The organism is Solimicrobium silvestre, from assembly GCF_002976435.1.
In the GTDB taxonomy this organism is placed as follows: domain Bacteria; phylum Pseudomonadota; class Gammaproteobacteria; order Burkholderiales; family Burkholderiaceae_D; genus Solimicrobium; species Solimicrobium silvestre.
The window spans coordinates 1-17,279 of the sequence record NZ_PUGF01000022.1; the positions used below are offsets into that span (position 1 = coordinate 1).

At 45.8% G+C, this 17,279-nt stretch carries 16 protein-coding genes; 4 read left to right on the plus strand and 12 right to left on the minus strand.

Annotation, left to right across the window (positions count from 1 at the left end; translation table 11 throughout):
- Positions 1-384: 384 nt before the first annotated feature.
- Together hslO and S2091_RS18770 are read right to left on the minus strand one after the other, a co-directional pair.
- The gene (gene hslO, locus S2091_RS18765; RefSeq protein WP_105533500.1) at positions 385-1,332 is read right to left on the minus strand and encodes an Hsp33 family molecular chaperone HslO; all 948 of its coding nucleotides are present in this window, start codon (positions 1,330-1,332) and stop codon (positions 385-387) included.
- Between the two features lie 48 nt (positions 1,333-1,380).
- A complete protein-coding gene (locus S2091_RS18770) occupies positions 1,381-1,905 on the minus strand; it encodes a gamma carbonic anhydrase family protein (RefSeq protein WP_105533501.1) in 525 nt (174 codons plus the stop codon).
- A 119-nt stretch (positions 1,906-2,024) separates the two neighbouring features.
- Between S2091_RS18770 and S2091_RS18775 the strand changes: the two genes are divergently transcribed.
- Both S2091_RS18775 and thrC read left to right on the plus strand, forming a co-directional pair.
- On the plus strand, positions 2,025-2,873 hold the full coding sequence (locus S2091_RS18775) for a ferritin-like domain-containing protein (protein WP_243405486.1): 849 nt from the start codon (positions 2,025-2,027) through the stop codon (positions 2,871-2,873).
- Positions 2,874-2,962: 89 nt separating this feature from the next.
- Positions 2,963-4,405 carry a threonine synthase gene (gene thrC / locus S2091_RS18780; RefSeq protein ID WP_105533502.1) on the plus strand — a complete coding sequence of 481 codons (1,443 nt, stop codon included), beginning with the start codon at positions 2,963-2,965 and terminating at the stop codon, positions 4,403-4,405.
- Positions 4,406-4,434: 29 nt separating this feature from the next.
- On the opposite strand, the gene S2091_RS18785 is transcribed toward thrC, so the two are convergent.
- The 10 genes from S2091_RS18785 to S2091_RS18830 are packed head-to-tail and all read right to left on the minus strand — an operon-like array spanning position 4,435 to position 13,196.
- Positions 4,435-5,475 (minus strand): nucleotidyltransferase family protein, encoded by a 1,041-nt coding sequence (locus S2091_RS18785; protein ID WP_105533503.1) that lies wholly within the window; start codon positions 5,473-5,475, stop codon positions 4,435-4,437.
- A 30-nt stretch (positions 5,476-5,505) separates the two neighbouring features.
- Positions 5,506-6,177, minus strand: coding sequence for a PIG-L deacetylase family protein (locus S2091_RS18790; protein WP_105533504.1), 672 nt, complete (start codon positions 6,175-6,177; stop codon positions 5,506-5,508).
- A complete protein-coding gene (gene neuC, locus S2091_RS18795; RefSeq protein WP_105533505.1) occupies positions 6,177-7,361 on the minus strand; it encodes a UDP-N-acetylglucosamine 2-epimerase in 1,185 nt (394 codons plus the stop codon). Before neuC ends, S2091_RS18790 begins: the two co-directional genes overlap by 1 nt.
- Positions 7,358-8,062 carry a WbqC family protein gene (locus S2091_RS18800; protein ID WP_165795030.1) on the minus strand — a complete coding sequence of 235 codons (705 nt, stop codon included), beginning with the start codon at positions 8,060-8,062 and terminating at the stop codon, positions 7,358-7,360. The genes neuC and S2091_RS18800 overlap by 4 nt, the downstream gene beginning before the upstream one ends.
- Positions 8,059-8,748: a class I SAM-dependent methyltransferase gene (locus tag S2091_RS18805; protein ID WP_105533507.1), complete on the minus strand. Its 690-nt coding sequence runs from the start codon at positions 8,746-8,748 to the stop codon at positions 8,059-8,061. The genes S2091_RS18800 and S2091_RS18805 overlap by 4 nt, the downstream gene beginning before the upstream one ends.
- Positions 8,745-9,755, minus strand: a complete 1,011-nt coding sequence (gene neuB, locus S2091_RS18810) for an N-acetylneuraminate synthase (RefSeq protein WP_279338224.1) — start codon at positions 9,753-9,755, stop codon at positions 8,745-8,747. The genes S2091_RS18805 and neuB overlap by 4 nt, the downstream gene beginning before the upstream one ends.
- Positions 9,748-10,353, minus strand: a complete 606-nt coding sequence (locus tag S2091_RS18815) for a PglD-related sugar-binding protein (protein WP_105533508.1) — start codon at positions 10,351-10,353, stop codon at positions 9,748-9,750. Before S2091_RS18815 ends, neuB begins: the two co-directional genes overlap by 8 nt.
- A complete protein-coding gene (locus tag S2091_RS18820; protein ID WP_207769751.1) occupies positions 10,350-11,501 on the minus strand; it encodes a LegC family aminotransferase in 1,152 nt (383 codons plus the stop codon). Before S2091_RS18820 ends, S2091_RS18815 begins: the two co-directional genes overlap by 4 nt.
- A gap of 25 nt (positions 11,502-11,526) precedes the next feature.
- Positions 11,527-12,525: an NAD-dependent 4,6-dehydratase LegB gene (locus tag S2091_RS18825; RefSeq protein WP_105533510.1), complete on the minus strand. Its 999-nt coding sequence runs from the start codon at positions 12,523-12,525 to the stop codon at positions 11,527-11,529.
- On the minus strand, positions 12,522-13,196 hold the full coding sequence (locus S2091_RS18830; RefSeq protein ID WP_207769752.1) for an acylneuraminate cytidylyltransferase family protein: 675 nt from the start codon (positions 13,194-13,196) through the stop codon (positions 12,522-12,524). Before S2091_RS18830 ends, S2091_RS18825 begins: the two co-directional genes overlap by 4 nt.
- Before the next feature lie 208 nt (positions 13,197-13,404).
- Between S2091_RS18830 and S2091_RS18835 the strand changes: the two genes are divergently transcribed.
- Positions 13,405-15,234: a tetratricopeptide repeat protein gene (locus S2091_RS18835; RefSeq protein ID WP_105533512.1), complete on the plus strand. Its 1,830-nt coding sequence runs from the start codon at positions 13,405-13,407 to the stop codon at positions 15,232-15,234.
- Positions 15,227-17,065, plus strand: a complete 1,839-nt coding sequence (locus S2091_RS18840; RefSeq protein WP_105533513.1) for a tetratricopeptide repeat protein — start codon at positions 15,227-15,229, stop codon at positions 17,063-17,065. Before S2091_RS18835 ends, S2091_RS18840 begins: the two co-directional genes overlap by 8 nt.
- The last annotated feature ends 214 nt before the right edge of the window (positions 17,066-17,279 follow it).

Genomic DNA, 17,279 nt, shown 5'->3' on the forward strand with positions numbered 1-17,279 from the left:
GGTGTATTTAATGTATTTTACTGTCGCCAGAAGATTCTTAAAATCGACTTGCGCGCTGCAACTAATTCGGCTTAAATGTGTTACCCATGTCTGGATACACCCGTTACCTATGTCCCACGTCTAAACACGTCGCCAAAAAAGGTAGGCCAAAAAAGGCGACCACGCTGTTTCGGAAACCCCGATTATTTTACGAATAAATGGGAAAAGTTCGAAACTCGCTGCGCTCAAACAGCGAACCTTTCTGATCCATTTATCCGTAAAATAACCGGCCGAACCAGAAGTGGAGGTAGGTCAAAATCAACGGCAACTGCAACGTCAACTTCAACTTCAACGTCAAAATCAACTGCAACTGCAACGTCAAAATCAACCGCAACTTCGTGGAAATTAATGGGTGCGATCAACCTCTGGGTTTATTTTTATTTCAGGCGATAAAAATAATTGAGTGCAATCAACCGCGTCAAAACTATATGGCTTGCCGCAAAAATCACAGTTTATGTCTAACTTACCTAAGCTGTTTACCGCTTCCGTGACTTCTTCTTTTCCAAGCATCACCAGCATATTGCCGACTTTTTCACGGCTGCATGAGCAGGAGAACGTGATGTCTTGCGGTTCAAAAATCCGTAATGTTTCTTCCCAAAATAGGCGATGCAGCAAGGTTGCTGTACTGGCGCTTAATAATTCATCGCGCTTTAAGGTGTTCCCCAGCAGGCAGGCGCGGGTCCATGCTTGTTCGGCTGATTCCGCCTGGCTCAGTTCCTCGTCATGCGTTGCATGTGTAGCAGAGCCACCGTGGCAGGGTAAGCGTTGCAGTAACATGCCACGGCTAACTTCGCTGTCGGAGGCTAACCATAATTTGGTATCGAGCTGCTCGGATTGCTTCATGTAGTTTTCAATGACAGCCGCAATTGAATCGCCTTCTAACGGTACGATGCCTTGGTACGCTTGCTGCCCTGGAACTTTGTTGTTGGGGTCTAAGGTAATGACAAAGCGACCGTGACCGTTGGCATTGACTAATTCGGACAAGCTGGCGTTGTCAGCGATATGGGCGTTCTCTGCCAATTTTGCCATGGCACGGACTTGTAACTGGTTATCGCATTCCACCACTAGCAACTTGATAGCGCCTTCACCGTGTATTTGCATGATCATGCTGCCATCAAATTTAAGATTGGCGCACAGTAAAGCCGCAGCACAGGTTAATTCGCCTAACAGATTTTGCACCGGAAGCGGGTAGTTGTGATGCGTTAATACTTGTTTCCAGGTGGCGTTGAGTTCAACCAATTCACCGCGCACGGTTGCATCGTCAAACATAAATTTTTGTAAGGTATCGGTCATTTTCTTGGATTTTTTGCTGAAGTTATTTGGTTTGTTGATTTGCGTCGTTTATTTCAGGCGTATCAGTTTAGTTTTGAAGAGCTGGGCGCGAGTTACGTAATTATCCGTGTTTTTGTGGAAATTATTAATCTCTTCTTCGGTGAGCGTGCGTGCCACTTTGGCCGGTGAGCCGATGATTAATGAATTATCCGGAAAATGTTTTCCTTCGGTAACTAACGCGCCAGCACCAACTAAACAGTTTTTGCCGATGACCGCACCGTTCAAGATCACCGCTTGTATGCCGATTAATGCGCCATCCTGAATCGTGCAGCCATGCAACATGGCTTGGTGGCCGACGGTGACGTTGCGCCCTATAGTCAGTGGGTAGCCAATATCAGTGTGCAACACGACGTTTTCTTGCACGTTGCTATTCTCACCGACAGAAATCAGTTCGTTATCGCCACGTATCGTTACTTCAAACCAGACGCTGGCATGCGCAGCAATGTGGACTTTTCCGATGACATTGGCAGAGTCCGCGACGAAGGCACTGTCATCAATTTGAGGGATGGAGTCGCTTAATTGGTAGATAGTCATGTGAGTTTGGATGGTTGGAGTGTTATTGAGTAAAATGCAGCGTATTGAAGACTTGCGCAAAAAAAGTCATTTTACTCTCCATCACTTCGAATAACCAAGATCGCCTTAAGATGTTGCAAATGCCAACCGAAATACCTCAAGAATTTACCCACGAATTACGCCACTTGGCATTGAACGCACTGGAACTGACCGATCCTACCCAAAAAGTGGCGCAAACTCAGGTTTTGTATGAAAAACAGCAAGCAGGGCACATCGCATTGGATATTCATCACCAATTCGCTGCACACGCCGGCGCGCAGATTCCCGGCCGTCCCGAAAAGCCAGAGCTAGTTCCTCCTTTGCAGGTAAAGCGCCGTACCATGCGTACCCCTGAAGGGCGGGCGATTTTATTGCACGCGCTGTGCCATATTGAATTTAATGCCATTAATTTGGCCTTGGATGCCATTTGGCGTTTTCCTGGCATGCCAGCCGACTATTACGTCGATTGGCTCAAGGTTGCAGCAGAAGAAGCGCTACACTTTTCCTTGTTGGCTGAACATTTAACGACTTTGGGTTACGCATATGGTGATTTCCCCGGACACGACACGCTGTGGGAAATGGTTGCCAAGACTCAGGAAGACGTTTTGGCTCGTATGGCTTTAGTGCCACGCACGATGGAAGCGCGTGGCTTGGATGCTGCGCCCAGCACCCGCAACAAGCTGGCGCAAGTCGGTGACGATGCAGGCGCCGCTATTATTGACATCATTTTGCGCGATGAAATTGGTCATGTGGCGATAGGTAATCGCTGGTTTGCTTATTTATGTCTACAACGCGATCTGGAGCCGATTGCTTGCTACGCCAGTTTGGCTGAGCGTTATGCAGCACCAAAACTACGTGCCCCGTTTAATCTGGACGCGCGTCGTGCTGCAGGGTTTACCGAAGCGGAATTACAGGCTTTGCAAGATAGCACCGAGCGAACTCAGCCGTAATTTGCCAGTAACGCTATAATCTTCCGTTGTTTGTCTCTTTTGCTCACTTTTATTAATCGTTTCATTTAAAGTTCATCAAAAACATCGCTATGCATTACGTATCCACTCGCGGCATCGCTGCACAAGACACTTTTTCCACTATTTTGTTAGGCGGCTTGGCGGAAGATGGCGGTTTGTATTTGCCTGAACATTACCCGCAAATTAGCGATGCTGAGTTGAACCAGTGGCGCACTTTTTCTTATGCGGAATTAGCTTGTGCTGTGCTGGCGAAGTTTGCGCCGGATATTCCTCTAGCTGATCTACGCGCACTCACTCAAAAAACCTATACCGCCGCCACGTATTGCAATACCAGTGGCGATGCAAGCAAAATTACCCCGTTGCAAGAACTCGAGCCGGGCTTGTATTTACAAGCACTGTCGAATGGCCCAACACTGGCTTTTAAAGACATGGCGATGCAGTTGTTGGGTAATTTGTTTGAATACACGCTGGATAAGCAGCATGCCGAACTCAATATTTTTGGCGCAACTTCGGGCGACACGGGCAGCGCAGCGGAATACGCGATGCGCGGCAAGCGTGGGATACGTGTGTTTATGTTGTCGCCGCACAAAAAAATGAGCGCCTTCCAAACTGCACAAATGTTTAGCTTAACCGATGAAAATATTTTCAATATCGCCGTTGAAGGTGTGTTTGATGATTGCCAGGATTTAGTTAAAGCCGTTTCCAACGATTTAGCGTTTAAAAACCGCCAGAAAATCGGTACAGTGAATTCGATTAACTGGGCGAGGGTGGTTGCGCAGGTGGTGTATTACTTCCGTGGTTATTTAAGTGCAACTACTAACAATAGCCAGCAAGTCTCGTTTACCGTGCCATCCGGTAATTTTGGTAATGTCTGCGCTGGACATATCGCGCGCATGATGGGCTTGCCTATCGCCAAATTGGTGGTTGCGACCAATGAGAATGATGTGTTGGATGAATTCTTTAAAACCGGTAAATACCAGGTACGTAAATCGGAGCAGACTTACCACACCAGTAGTCCGTCGATGGATATTTCCAAAGCATCTAATTTCGAGCGTTTTGTGTTTGATTTAATCGGACGTGACAGCGCACGCTTGCTGGCCTTATTTAGCAAAGTAGAAAAAACTGGTGGCTTTGATTTATCCGGCGCGCCGGGTAGTGATGGCGATGAATTTAAACGGATTGCTGAGTTTGGCTTTTCCTCTGGTAAATCAGTACATACCGACCGTTTGGCAACTATTCGTAGCGTGCGTGAAAAATACGGCATTACCGTGGATACCCATACCGCCGACGGCATTAAAGTCGCGCTAGAACAGCGTGACAACAATGTCGCGATGATCGTGCTGGAAACCGCTTTGCCAGCCAAATTTAATGAAACGATACGGGAAGCGTTGGGTGTTGATGCACCGCGCCCAGCTGGGTTCGAGAACATTGAATCATTACCGCAGCATTTTGTGGTGATGGTGGCAGATGCGGCGCAAATGAAGGCGTATATTGCTGGGAAAACCGGTTTGTAAAAGCCGGATTATTTGAATAATTCACTTATTTACTCCAAACCATTAGCACGTTTTAAATCATCAGGGCGACCAACATCAATCCAGTCCTCCTCTGAGAAATACGTTGCGATGGTTTTATTTTTCAGCAGCAATTGTGCATACAAGTCGGTAATCAAGAAGAATTGATTCTTCGGAACGAGTTGTAAAACCGATGGGTTCAGCACATAAATGCCGAGATTAATTAAGATATCCAGCGCGGGTTTTTCTTCCAGTCGTACCAAGTGCCCGTCTAACTGATGCACGACTCCGTAAGGAACTTCATGCTGGTAATGCCCGACTGAAATGGTCGCATCCGCGCCCGATTCTGTGTGGCATGCCAACAAAGCTTGCACATTTATTCGGGTAACCTGATCGCCATTTAACACAATAATCGGGTCTTGCAAGGTGTCCGGCAGCAGGCTTAATGCGCCGCCAGTGCTTAATTCTGTGGTTTCCCTTAAATACTCAATCTGGCAGCCAAAGTCGCGGCCATCGCCAAAATGCTCTTCGATCATGTGTCCCAGATAATTAATCGACACAAAAATATGGCAAATGCCGTTACCAACCAGATTCAAAATAATGCGCTCTAAAATAGGTCGTCCGGCAACTTTAACCATCGGTTTCGGGCAGGCTTCGGTGTATGGCCGCAAGCGAGTGCCTTTGCCTCCCGCCATAATGACCGCAGCGTTGGGGCGTTTGTTGGTGCCGATAATTTCTTCTAAAAAGTGAATGCCTAACAAGTGTTTGTCCACATCCACGACCGGCACATGCCGGATTCGGAGCGCCTTCATTAAATCTAGCACGGCTGAGCGGTCGGTTTTGAGCGCGACAGAAATATAGCCTGAACTCATCACAGTCGATGCCAGGCTGTCCATCGTCAAGCCTTTTAACAAACCGCGACGAATATCGCCATCGGTAATGATGCCGATAATTACTTCATTCTGATTTTGCACCATGACGATTTCACGCCAATTATTTTCAATCGCCTGCATGGCGTCATGAATAGTGGCGCTATCCGATATCACGAATTGTTCCAGATCTTTGATTAGCATGATGTGACCTGACGACGTGTTTAATGATTGCTATGAAATTTCTTTCAACAACACAAAACTCTCCGCATATTCGCAAGCAGCAGTCGCGCCGCGTAAGGTTGCCAGCGCCGTTACATTACGCTCACTGCGCGGAAATGGATGTACGCCCATTTCGCTTTTATATATCCGTAAAATGGCGCATTTTTTTTCAAAATAAGCCGAAATATCCACAAAAACATTGGGGATAAAACTGTCTTCCTTTGTGCTGGGCGCAAACTCTGTTTCGCTTAAGGTTTCCATCATTAATATTCTTTTGATGAACGGATAACGGAAGGATTTGGTACAGCTATAGGCCGCTTCAAATATTTTTCGGTGATCGCTATGAACATCACTTTTGAATGGTAAATAGATCGTGTGCGGCTCAACTTGCTTGATGATGCTGGCAATTTTGGCGATTATTTCGCTCATCGCATAGGTATCGACCTGCATCGAATCGAGGCCTAAATGGTAGATTTCTTTAAAATTAAACACGCTGGCAACGTCGTTAATTTCTTGCGTGCGGGTTTCTAAGCTCTCTAAGGTATATCCATTTTTTTCAGACATACTGGTGCAAATTAACCAATATACTTCGTGGTTTTCGGCCTGGTGTTTGAGCAGCGTTCCGCCACAACCCAAGGTTTCGTCATCGGGATGCGTGGCAATTACCAGTACTTTGCGCGTCATTACTTTTTCTCCAAATGAGCCAGCTCCAAAGGATCTTCGGTTTTTTTCAGTATCTGGTTAAAGTCAGTTGATTTAATTAGTGCATACGCTGTTTTACAACTGTTCCCATCACCATACGGATTGCGTCCTTTCATCATAGACGCCTGAAAATCGGGCGTCATGACTAAATTCACGGCCTGTTCAATCTCACTGGCTTCGTTGCCGCAAAACACCACGTTATTGCCGCAATAGCGTCCTTTTTGCCGTTCGCCAACATTAATCACAGACAAAGGAAGCGAGGCTGCTTCAAGAATGCCGGAAGATGAATTGCCGATTAAAAATTGGGCTTGTTTAAACAGCGATAAAAAAACATCGCGTTCCAGGTTTTTATAAAACCAAAAATCGGGGTCTGTTTCATGCTTAAGAATTTGTTCAATTATTAAGTGATTGCCAGGGTCACTATTGGGATAACTAACGATGGCAGGGATGCCCATCTTTTTTAAGGTGGAGAGAATGGTGGAAAAAATAATTCCTGCACGCATTGTGTCGTAACGTCCTTCTGCAATCGGGTGGTAGATTACCAAGGCATAATTATTTAAGCTTTTGTCAGGAGGGAAGATAGTGCTGGGTTGAATCGGTTTTTTGCTGCTAAGTTGAACAAATTTATCCAACGCAATACTGCCAACGACGGCGATCCGCTGCGCAGATTCGCCCATTTTCATCAATCTTTGCTTGTGCTGCTCAATTGAAACTACGTGAAAAGTAGCCAGTTTTGAGGTGGCATGTCGGACTGCCGTATCTGCATGGCCGTCTTTTTCATGATCGCCACCGAAAAAATGGACAGTTGGAATAGCTAAAAATACGCCGAGCATGGCACCGACTAAAACATCTTCCCGGTCACCTGCAAAAAGAATTAAATCCGGTTGCCAGCCAGCGACTACGTCAATGGCATTTTGCAGCAAGATGCTGGCTGTTTTTAACCTGGATTTTTGCGTGTCGGCATTAATCAGGCTTTCAATTTCGATTAAAATTTTAAAGCCGTCTTTTTTAATCAGTTCAACCGTCGTGCCAAAGGTCGCTGACAGATGCGCGCCTGAAACCAGCAATTGCAAATCAATTTCCGGATCCGCATTTAATAATTCATATAACCCGCTCATTAAATCGTAGTCGGATCGGATCGAGGTCAACGCCAATATTTTTTTCATGGGGAAGACTCCCTTGCCAGCATGGTACTGGCTGCAACGCTACCCACATTAAAAAGCAAATCAAGGCAAGACAAACCTGAAATGAATTGTTGGGTATTTTTTTGCGGATAAATTGGGTGGCTAAATTCGTTATAGCTAATGCTGATTCCTGCCGAATCAAATAAGGCATCATCCTGATAAATCTTTGCTCCGGTTCCCGATAAATAGCTTGTTGCCTGCGTCGCCTGGAGTAATTGCAGGATCAGGTCGGCCTTTTTTGCCTCATGCTGATACTGCAATTGATGTTGCATAATTATTTTCGTCTTAATTCCAAGCAGCGCCATGCTGATGTCCATTGATTTTAAAATCACTTCAATCAAATACGTCGTTGGTGTTGAAAATAACGGTGCAATTTCGGGGTAAATCTGATCAAAAAAGGGGTGTTTTTTATAGTTGTTCGTTAAAAAATTGTTATGTATAACACCCCAGCCAGGATCAGCAATTTTGATGTCTTTTAAGGGCAAATTCAGGTAATTCTGTTTTACAAATGGAATGGTCAAATATTTTACTTTTCCATCCAGCGTTAAAAATTGGTTACGGTGTTGAAACGCACTATCTGACAATTGAACTTCATCGAGCAGTATCAAGGTATCGCTGCCGGCAATTTTGGATAGCAATCCAAGCCACGGAAAATAACAAGGTTGATGAATAGAGCAGATCACGGTTTTTTTGCGATTAAATAATATTCAGAAGTCGAATTTTCTGCCAAGAATGAAGTGCGTTCGTAGTAGCCAACATCAATCACGTTAAATGCTTGAAATAAGGCTAAGAAATCATCTTTGTTTTTTGGTGAAAAAACCTTGCAACCTTCTTGGTGTGGAATCCGGTGGTCAATTTCATAGGTGTCGGCTGCGACGCGGTTGGCATGCCTGACTTTAACGTCGTTGTTGGTAATTAACGTGCAAATCAAGATGCCGCCGGGCTTGAGATAGTCGGCTAATTTGGCAATAGTCAGTTCTAAATTGGCCATGTCGTTATAGTAAAGCATCTGCCAGGCGACGATTAAATCGAAAAAATTGTGATTGAAGTCGTGCTCTTTGGCGATGAGTTTAAAATTTTCCGGGTTGAAATTCGTGTATTTCGCGAGGCGGTTTTTCGCACTGATCAAACTGCTTTCGGCAATTTCAATTCCATATAATTCCTGCATTTGCTGGATTAGAAATTCGGAATTGTTCGCCGATCCAAAGCCAAAATCCAGGCACTTACCGCTGAGCGTGATTGCCGCCTTGTTTTGAAAAAACAAACTGACCAAATGTTCGCTTGGATAAATTAAGTAATTTCCCGCTTTTTTCTGGCGGTAAATTGCCTCCCAGTTTTCAGCGTTTTTGTCGCATTCGCTGGTCATCATAGTTGCTCATCCGGCGCATAATTGCGTTGCGCAATCTGGCCAATAATTTCATCCCAGCGCATTGGGTCGATCCCATTTCCGGGTCGTTTCACCGTTAGATTGTTGGCGCTAAACACATCGCCGATCTTGATCTGGCTAGCCGTAACGATGCTTTTTCTTGATATGGGAATATTCTTGGCTTCGCTGTAACTCGCCTGTTTAATGCCGTCACCTAGCGCCAGCGAGACATTACGTATCCCTCGCACCATTGCATTGAGTTCTTGCGGTTCCAGGCTGGCCTTGTGGTCTGGCCCTTCCATAGTGCGATCAAGAGTGAAATGTTTTTCTATGACAGACGCACCCATCGCCACCGCGGCAATAGCCACTTCAATGCCCGGCGTATGGTCGGAATAGCCGACCTTCACGTTGAAAGCGGCGCCCATGGTTTGCATGGCGCGCAGATTAACCTCGTTTATCGGGCAAGGGTATTCGGTGGTGGCATGTAGCACGGTGATTTTTTCTTTGCGCAGGCCAGCAGCACATAAATGCATTAATGCCGCTTCCACTTCGCCCAAGTTCGCCATGCCGGTGGAAAGAATCACGTCCTTGGCAATTTTCCCCACCTTGCGTAAATAGGGCAGGTTGGTAATTTCACCGCTGGGAATTTTGAATGTGGACATGCCTAAGCTGGCGAGTAAATCTATGCTGTCGTGATCAAACGGAGTCGATAAAAACTGGATGTTTTTTTCTGCGCAATAGCGAATAATTTCATGGTGTGCCGCTTCATCCAGCTCAAGCTTTTTAAGCATGTCAAATTGAGACTCATCAGCTGCACTGGATTGCAGTTGGTATTCCGCTTTTTTAGCGCTGCGGCAAACCAGTTTGTCGGCTTTAAACGTTTGAAACTTAACGGCATCGGCTCCGGCATGAGCAGCAACATCAATCAATTTTTTGGCTAACTCAAGTGAGCCATTATGATTAACCCCGGCTTCGGCAATGATAAAAACCTTAGTCATTAGCTTAGTCATTAGATATCCCTCTAAAGAGCGTACCGGCCTTAACGAATGCATTTTCCAGGCTGATGGCTAGTTCGGTGGTTGCTGCGTTACTTCCCAGAAAGGAACCACGTCGGATGCGCGCACCACCGTTGACGACTGCCGCAGTTGAAATATGGCAGTTGTCTTCAATTACCGCATCGTGCTCTATGAGCGCCTTGCTATTAATAATGCAATTACTTCCAACGGACGCACGCACATTAATCAATGCGTCGTGCATAACGATAGTACCTTTGCCAATCACGGCGTGTTTTGATACATACGCTCGCGGCGAAATAATGGTTGGGTGAGTAAAGCCCAGCGAATTCGTCAGCTCAAACAAGCGAATGCGAATAGCCGGGCTATTAATTTGCCCAACCGTGATGAGCGCATATTCGACGCTGGACGGTAGTGAGCCAAGTATGTTGTCGTCACCTAAGCGTGGATAACCGCATACAAACTCGGGGCTGGCTTCATTGTCAATAATGCCCGCAATTTCAAATTTGCCTTCCTGCTCAATGACATCAATACAGGCAGCGCAATGTCCGCCGCCGCCAAGCAAAATTATTTTTGGCTTGTATTTTTGGGTCATGATAGTTTCGCACTGCTGGGTATATTCACGACACGCTCAGCAAGCCAGCGGGCATTGGTTAATTCTACCGATTGGCACTCTTCAAACATCGTCAATTGGCTGATTAATTGCCAGATTGGCCGTGACATGACGCCTGCTTCATTGAGATCATTTAAAAATGCATCACGCTCGCGCTGGTCGTTGAGAATAATCGCGTTCAGCCAATAGTTCGCATGAGCTTGTGCCGGTTCCGTTATAAATTGGTAAGGCGAGTCTTTAAAAAAGTCCGCATAGGCAAGTGCAATGACGCGCTTGCTGGCTAATAAACGCGGCAACACTTCCATTTGCGCGCAACCTAACGCTGCATTCAGGTTGGGTAGCCGGTAGTTGTAGCCAATTTCGTCATGCACAAATTCATATTTGTGAGGGAGCTTGGCGGTGGTGGTAATGTGTTTTGCGCGTATGGCGAGCGCTTCATTATTGGTAATAATCATGCCTCCGCCGCCAGTGGTAATGGTTTTGTTGCCGTTAAAGCTCAGTGTGGCTATAGCGCCGAAGGTGCCGGTATGTTGGCCTTGATAAAAACTGCCCAGGCTTTCTGCAGCATCTTCTACGCAGGGAATATTGAATTGCGAGCAAATTTTAACGATTTCATCGATTTGGCTAGGAAGGCCAAAGGTATGCATAGGCAGTACAGCGGCAATTCGTTTACCGGTGGCTTTGTTGATACAGCCAAGCTCGGTTTGGGTCGTATTTTCAGTTAAGAAATTCAGCAAGCTAAGTGGACAGATTCCGAGAGTCGTTCTATTCACGTCGACAAAAATGGGCTTTGCTCCGCAATATGCGATGGCATTACAAGTGGCGATAAACGTTAATGGCTGGGTAATTACTTCATCACCCAGATTCACGCCGACTAACTTTAATGCGACGTGCAAAGCCGCGGTTCCGTTGACTGTGGCAATCGCATATTTTGCGCCGGTAAAGTCGGCAATCATTTGTTCAAAACGGGTTACATAGCTGCCCACACTGGAGACAAAAGTGGAGTCTATGCAATCAAGCACATAGTTTTTTTCATTTCCGACAAAAGTTGGCGCATGCAAGGGAATGAATTCCGATGTTTGATATAACTTTCTAATGAAGTTAATGATGTCTTGGTGTATCAAGTTCACCTTGGCCACTTTGCACTTTCGCTGTTTACAGGTTGTAAATATCCGCTTTATAAGCCGATAAATTGCTAGTGTCATTGAACCACGCGACCGTTTCTTGCAAGCCGCGTTTTAAACCATCTAAACCGCCATATTTCGGTGACCAGCCAAGCAGCTTTTGCGCTTTGTCATTGGCTGCCCACAGTCGTTCTACTTCGCTTTTTTCTGGTCTTAAGCGTTGCTCATCACTGATAACTTCTATCTCAACACCCATTACTTCTGCAATAGTGGATGCGGTAGCACCGATGGATATTTCAAAGTTGCTGCCTAAATTAATGACTTCGCCTATGCTTTGCGCGGAGTTTAAGGCAGCTATAAATCCATTCACGGTGTCGCTGACGTAATTAAAGTCGCGGGTAGGGTGTACTGCGCCCAGTTTAATTTTCCGTTGTCCGTTTGCGATTTGGATGATGATGGTCGGAATCACAGCGCGTGCCGATTGGCGCGGGCCGTAAGTGTTAAAAGGCCGCACGATACTTACCGGCGTTCCGAAGGAGCGGTAGAAGGACATGGCGAGCTGATCTGCGCCTATTTTGCTGGCGGAATAGGGTGATTGACCTTCTAACGGATGCTGTTCTGTAATCGGCACGAATTGCGCCGTGCCATACACTTCGCTGGTCGACGTGTGGATGACTTTGCTAATACCCAAATCGCGAGCCGCCTGGACTACGTTAAGCGTGCCGGTAATATTGGTGTCGATATAGGTTGCTGGCGAATGGTAGGAATAGGGAATGGCGATTAAGGCCGCCAAATGTAAAACCGAGTCGCATCCTTGCATTGCAGTGCGTACGCCGTGTGGGTCACGAATGTCTCCTGCAAAGACCTCAAATTTCCCTTTCACATCCGCATCGCACCGATCTAACCAGCCCCAGGAATTAAATGAGTTGTACAGTACAAAGGCGCGTACATCGTGTCCGGCGCGAACGAGTGCTTCGGTTAGATGGGAGCCGATAAAACCATCGGCGCCGGTGATGAGGAGTTTAGTCACGATGATTCCGATAACAATAATTCTGCTATTTTCCAATCGAGCGGGGTATCAATATCAATCGATTTATCTGCCGGCATGACAAAACCGACGGTCTCATGGGTGAGAAACGACTGGGTTCTACGTAACCAACTGGTTTGGGCAAAGTAGAGCGCGCCATTTAAGGCATAAACATCCGGCAGATCCTGGCGACGGCTTATGTCGTTCGTATCCATAAGTTTACTGAGGCGGCAATCCGCGCCTAGCTTATACATCCAATACGGGGAATTTGCTGGTTCGCAGACGGAAACAACCGCGTTCGCCTGTTGCGTAAACGCGAAATTTAGGCAGGCAATAATGTCTGCGGTGGTGCGTAAAGGGGAGGTTGGTTGTAGTACTAAAATAGTGTCGAACCAGGGCAATTGATCTAGTGCATGCAGGATCGCGTCCATGCTGGGCGAGCTATCAAGAGCCAATTCGGCAGGACGCATAAATGGTACTTGCGCGCCCCATGTCCGGCTTATTTGGGCAATTTCCTCATCATCCGTGCTGACCACAACACTGTCGATTTGCGGGCAATTTAACGCCGCTTGAATGCTCCAGGCAATCAGTGGCTTACCAGCAAGCAGGCGGATATTTTTGCGAGGTATGCCTTTTGAACCACCTCGGGCAAGAATCAATGCTAGCGTTTTCAAAAGCCGTTTTCCCTTCACTGTGGAATGGAGTCAAAGCAATTTTGCGTAAGCCCTAACAGTTTCAACGATGCAGTAAAAAGGGCATTTATGTTCTAATATAACGGAATAGTGCTTTAAGTTAATGAATGTTTAGCTAAATTTTAAGAAGATGTCCTGTCTTTTCTAGCGCGTTGTTGCAAATCATCTTAATTCATAAAGGCTTGCTTTAATGAATAAACCCGGTCGCAATGATCCTTGTTTTTGTGGCAGCAAGAAAAAGTTTAAACATTGTTGCATGCAACCATCCTTGGAAAAGCGTGAAATTTCCCCGTCTTTAAACCGCTTAAGTGACATTGCCGCACTCCCTGCGCTGTTAGAAGTGGCAAATAAAGAGCGTCTGGAAGGCAAATTGCAGGAAGCGCTCGCTCACTATGATGCAATTTTGCGACTAAACCCGAATGAACCAGAGGCGTTGCATTTCTCTGGAATGATTTCTTTTCAAGCCGAAGAGTATGCCAAAGCGGAACAATTGGTTCGTCGTTCTATTGCTTCTAATCCTACAAATATCTCGAATTCGTACTATTTGGTGAATTTGAGCTTGATACTCAAGGCGCAAAGTAAATTTCAGGAAGCGGTTGAATGTCAGCTAAAAGCCATCGAGCTTCAGCCTGATAATGCGTTTGCCTATCTTAATCTTGGCGTAACGCTAGTTGCGATGGGAAGGGACGACGAAGCGATAGAAAATTACCGTAAGGCAATTGCGCTTAACCCTGATTTTAAGGAGGCATTTTATAACCTGGGTATCGCCTTGCGATTGCAGGGTGATCACATCGGCGCAATTCAGTGCAACCAACGGGTGCTGGAGCTAGACCCGACTTATGTTGATGCTTACATTAACCTGTCTTCATCCAACATCGTACTTAAAAACTTTGACGCCGTTTCAGCTTATTCGCTGAAAGCAATAGCGCTAAATCCAGCGCATTTCAATTCTTATTACAACCTGGGCATTGCCTGTCATGAACAAGGTAATTTAACGGGTAGTTTGGTATTTTTTGATCATGGGGCATCGCTAAATCCGAACTACATGAATTTGCATTGCGCACGTAGCCTGGTTATGTTGGCATTGGGTAATTTTGATCAAGGCTGGAAAGGATACGAATTTCGCTGGTATCAAGAAAACCAGCCAGAGCCGATGCGGCACTATCCTTACCCTTGGTGGTTGGGTGAGTCGTTGCAGGATAAAACGATTTTCGTCTGGGGCGAGCAGGGTATTGGCGACCAAATGATGTTTTCCAGCATGTTGGAAGAGTTGATTCCATTGGTCAAACACTGCATCTTTGCTTGCACAAAAAAAGTCATTCCTTTATTTAGCCGTTCTTTCCCCAAAGCACAAGTGATTGACCTGGAAGATGCAAGCCAGTTAGCCAGTTTGCATCACACCATTGATGTTCAGTCGGCGCTTGGTTCTATGGCGCGCTGGTTGCGCCCTACGCTTGAACGCTTTCCGCATAAACCATATTTTCTTAAGCCTGACCAAGATCGGGTTTTGTATTGGAAAGCACGATTGGCCGAACTGGGGCCAGAACTTAAGGTAGGTATTTGCTGGCGCAGCGGCAATATCTCCGGCGATAGAATATTTTATTGCACTCAAATCGAGCAATGGGGGCCAATTTTTTCCGTGCCGGGTGTGACGTTTGTTAATCTGCAGTACGACGAATGCTCTTTGGAGCTGGCGCAGGCTAAAGAGCAGTTTGGCATTGAAGTGCATGCGTTTTCTGAAGTTGATTTATATGACGATATTGATGAAACGGCAGCCCTGAATAAAGCGTTGGATCTGGTCATTTCTGCACCCACCTCAGCAAGCATTCTGTCCGGGGCGTTGGGCGTGCCGACCTGGCAAATGGTGAGTGGCTTTAATTGGCAACTGATGGGTACTTCGGAAAATTGTTGGTATTCCAGTTTAAAAACCATCCATAGAAATTGGGATCAGCCTTGGGAGTTGATTATGGAGAATATTGCCGTACTTTTGAAGCAGCAGGTGGCACAACATAATGGATAACAAATCTAACCAGGGCGCGCTGATGATGAAAAAAATGGGACGCAACGATTTGTGCGCTTGTGGCAGTGGGAAAAAATATAAAAACTGCTGCATGGCTAAAGAATTGCTTCATGCATCAGCCAATCAACAAGAAGCACAATGGATTGCCAGCGCCATCGAAACAGCGATAACTCATCATCAGCAAGGCCAGCAGAAAGAAGCACAAGAAATTTATGAGGCGATTCTGCAAATTGAGCCTGATCATGCACACGCACTTCACTTTTTGGGCGTAATCGCCTATCAAAACAAGCAATATCCGATTGCCGAAGACCTGATGAGCCGTTCTATTGCGGCAAATCCATTAGTTGCCATGTACTACTGCAATTATGGAATGCTGTTAAAAGATTTGGGAAAGTTTGCTCAGGCTGTTGAAAATCATCGAAAAGCACTTGCTCTACAAGCTGATTATGCGGAAGCACATCTGAACCTCGGCGTTGCCCTATTTAATTTAGAGCTGTATGACGAGGCAAGTGAAAGTTTTAGAAAAACGATACAACTCCAACCCGGTAGTGCTAAGGCATTTGATAACTTGGGTACGGTTTTACGATGTCAATATGATTTTGCAAACGCAATTCAATGCTATCAACGCGCCTTAGAGCTTGATCCAAATTATGTGATTTCATATTCAAACTTAGCCGCTACATATATTGAAGTAAAAAATTTCCCGATGGCGTCATCCTATTGTCTGAAAGCGATTGCGCTTGATCAGAATTGTGCCGATGCCTATATGTATCTCGGCATCGCGTGTCAGGAACAAGGTGATTTGGCTGGAGCAGAAAAGTTTTTACATCATGCTGCTGCCCTTGCCCCACAAAACTTTAATACCCATTGGAACATCAGCATCACCATGCTGGCATTAGGAAAACTTGATCAAGGTTGGAAGGGTTATGAGTTCCGCTGGATTAGGGGAACCGGGCCGGTTAAACAGCACCATTTCCCTTATCCCTGGTGGCAAGGGGAAGTCATGCCGGATAAAACGATTTTGATTTGGGGAGAGCAGGGTATTGGTGATGAAATTATGTTTGCCAATATGATAGAAGACCTGATTCCGCGTTTTAAGCAATGCATTATCGCTTGCAATAAAAAATTACTGCCCTTATTTAGCCGATCTTTCCCCGCAGCGAAAATTGTTGCTATTAACGACGTTCAGCAGTTGTCTGAATTGAGTAATGTCATTGATGTTCAATCAGCCGCCGGCTCTCTGGCACGCTGGTTACGACCGACTATTGCCAGTTTTCCAAAGAAAACGCACTATCTTGAGCCGAATGCAGACCGTGTTGCTGATTGGAAGGAGCGTTTGGCCGCGCTTGGGCCGGAGCTGACTGTTGGAATTTGTTGGCGTAGCGGCAATATGGTGGGGAATCGACCGCTGTATTGCACTCAATTAGACCAATGGGGGCCAATTTTTGCTACTCCAGGTGTGCGTTTCATTAATCTTCAATACGATGAATGCTCCGCTGAGCTGGAGGCGGCGAAGCATGCTTTTGGTATTGAGATTCATTCTTTTGCTGAAGTGGATTTATTTAATGATCTGGATGAAGCGGCAGCACTAACAAAAGCGCTAGATTTGGTCATTTCTGCACCAACTTCGGCAGCCATTCTGGCGGCCGCGCTTGGTGTACCAACCTGGATGATGATCAGCGGCTTTGAATGGCAAACTTTAGGTACCTCCGAAATCTGTTGGTATTCGACGGCGCGTATCTTCCATAAGCCCTGGGAGCAGGAGTGGGATACAGTAATTGCTAATGTTGCTACGCAGTTGCAACTAAAAAGGGTAGAAGGTTCCTCTTAAATTGTGTTCAAAAACTTAAGTTCATTTTCATTATTGCCATACTTCCTCAAGCTTTTAATGAAAATAAGTCAAAAAAAATGCCTAAATTAACCCTAAAGTAATTTCCAAACTTGCCGATGAACGTAGTAGATAGAAAAACTTTAGCCCTGAAAAAAATTATATAGTGCTCAATATTTTTCAGAGTTGACCGATACCTGTAACAACGGCGGTCGAG

What these genes read in the sequence shown, in the direction of transcription:
- hslO (WP_105533500.1), bottom strand. Translation starts at nt 1,332, where the DNA reads ATGACCGATACCTTACAAAAATTTATGTTTGACGATGCAACCGTGCGC.
- S2091_RS18775 (WP_243405486.1), top strand. Translation starts at nt 2,025, where the DNA reads ATGCCAACCGAAATACCTCAAGAATTTACCCACGAATTACGCCACTTG.
- S2091_RS18840 (WP_105533513.1), top strand. Translation starts at nt 15,227, where the DNA reads ATGGATAACAAATCTAACCAGGGCGCGCTGATGATGAAAAAAATGGGA.
- S2091_RS18785 (WP_105533503.1), bottom strand. Translation starts at nt 5,475, where the DNA reads ATGCTAATCAAAGATCTGGAACAATTCGTGATATCGGATAGCGCCACT.
- neuC (WP_105533505.1), bottom strand. Translation starts at nt 7,361, where the DNA reads ATGAAAAAAATATTGGCGTTGACCTCGATCCGATCCGACTACGATTTA.
- S2091_RS18835 (WP_105533512.1), top strand. Translation starts at nt 13,405, where the DNA reads ATGAATAAACCCGGTCGCAATGATCCTTGTTTTTGTGGCAGCAAGAAA.
- neuB (WP_279338224.1), bottom strand. Translation starts at nt 9,755, where the DNA reads ATGACTAAGCTAATGACTAAGGTTTTTATCATTGCCGAAGCCGGGGTT.
- S2091_RS18815 (WP_105533508.1), bottom strand. Translation starts at nt 10,353, where the DNA reads ATGACCCAAAAATACAAGCCAAAAATAATTTTGCTTGGCGGCGGCGGA.
- S2091_RS18770 (WP_105533501.1), bottom strand. Translation starts at nt 1,905, where the DNA reads ATGACTATCTACCAATTAAGCGACTCCATCCCTCAAATTGATGACAGT.
- S2091_RS18805 (WP_105533507.1), bottom strand. Translation starts at nt 8,748, where the DNA reads ATGATGACCAGCGAATGCGACAAAAACGCTGAAAACTGGGAGGCAATT.
- S2091_RS18790 (WP_105533504.1), bottom strand. Translation starts at nt 6,177, where the DNA reads ATGACGCGCAAAGTACTGGTAATTGCCACGCATCCCGATGACGAAACC.
- thrC (WP_105533502.1), top strand. Translation starts at nt 2,963, where the DNA reads ATGCATTACGTATCCACTCGCGGCATCGCTGCACAAGACACTTTTTCC.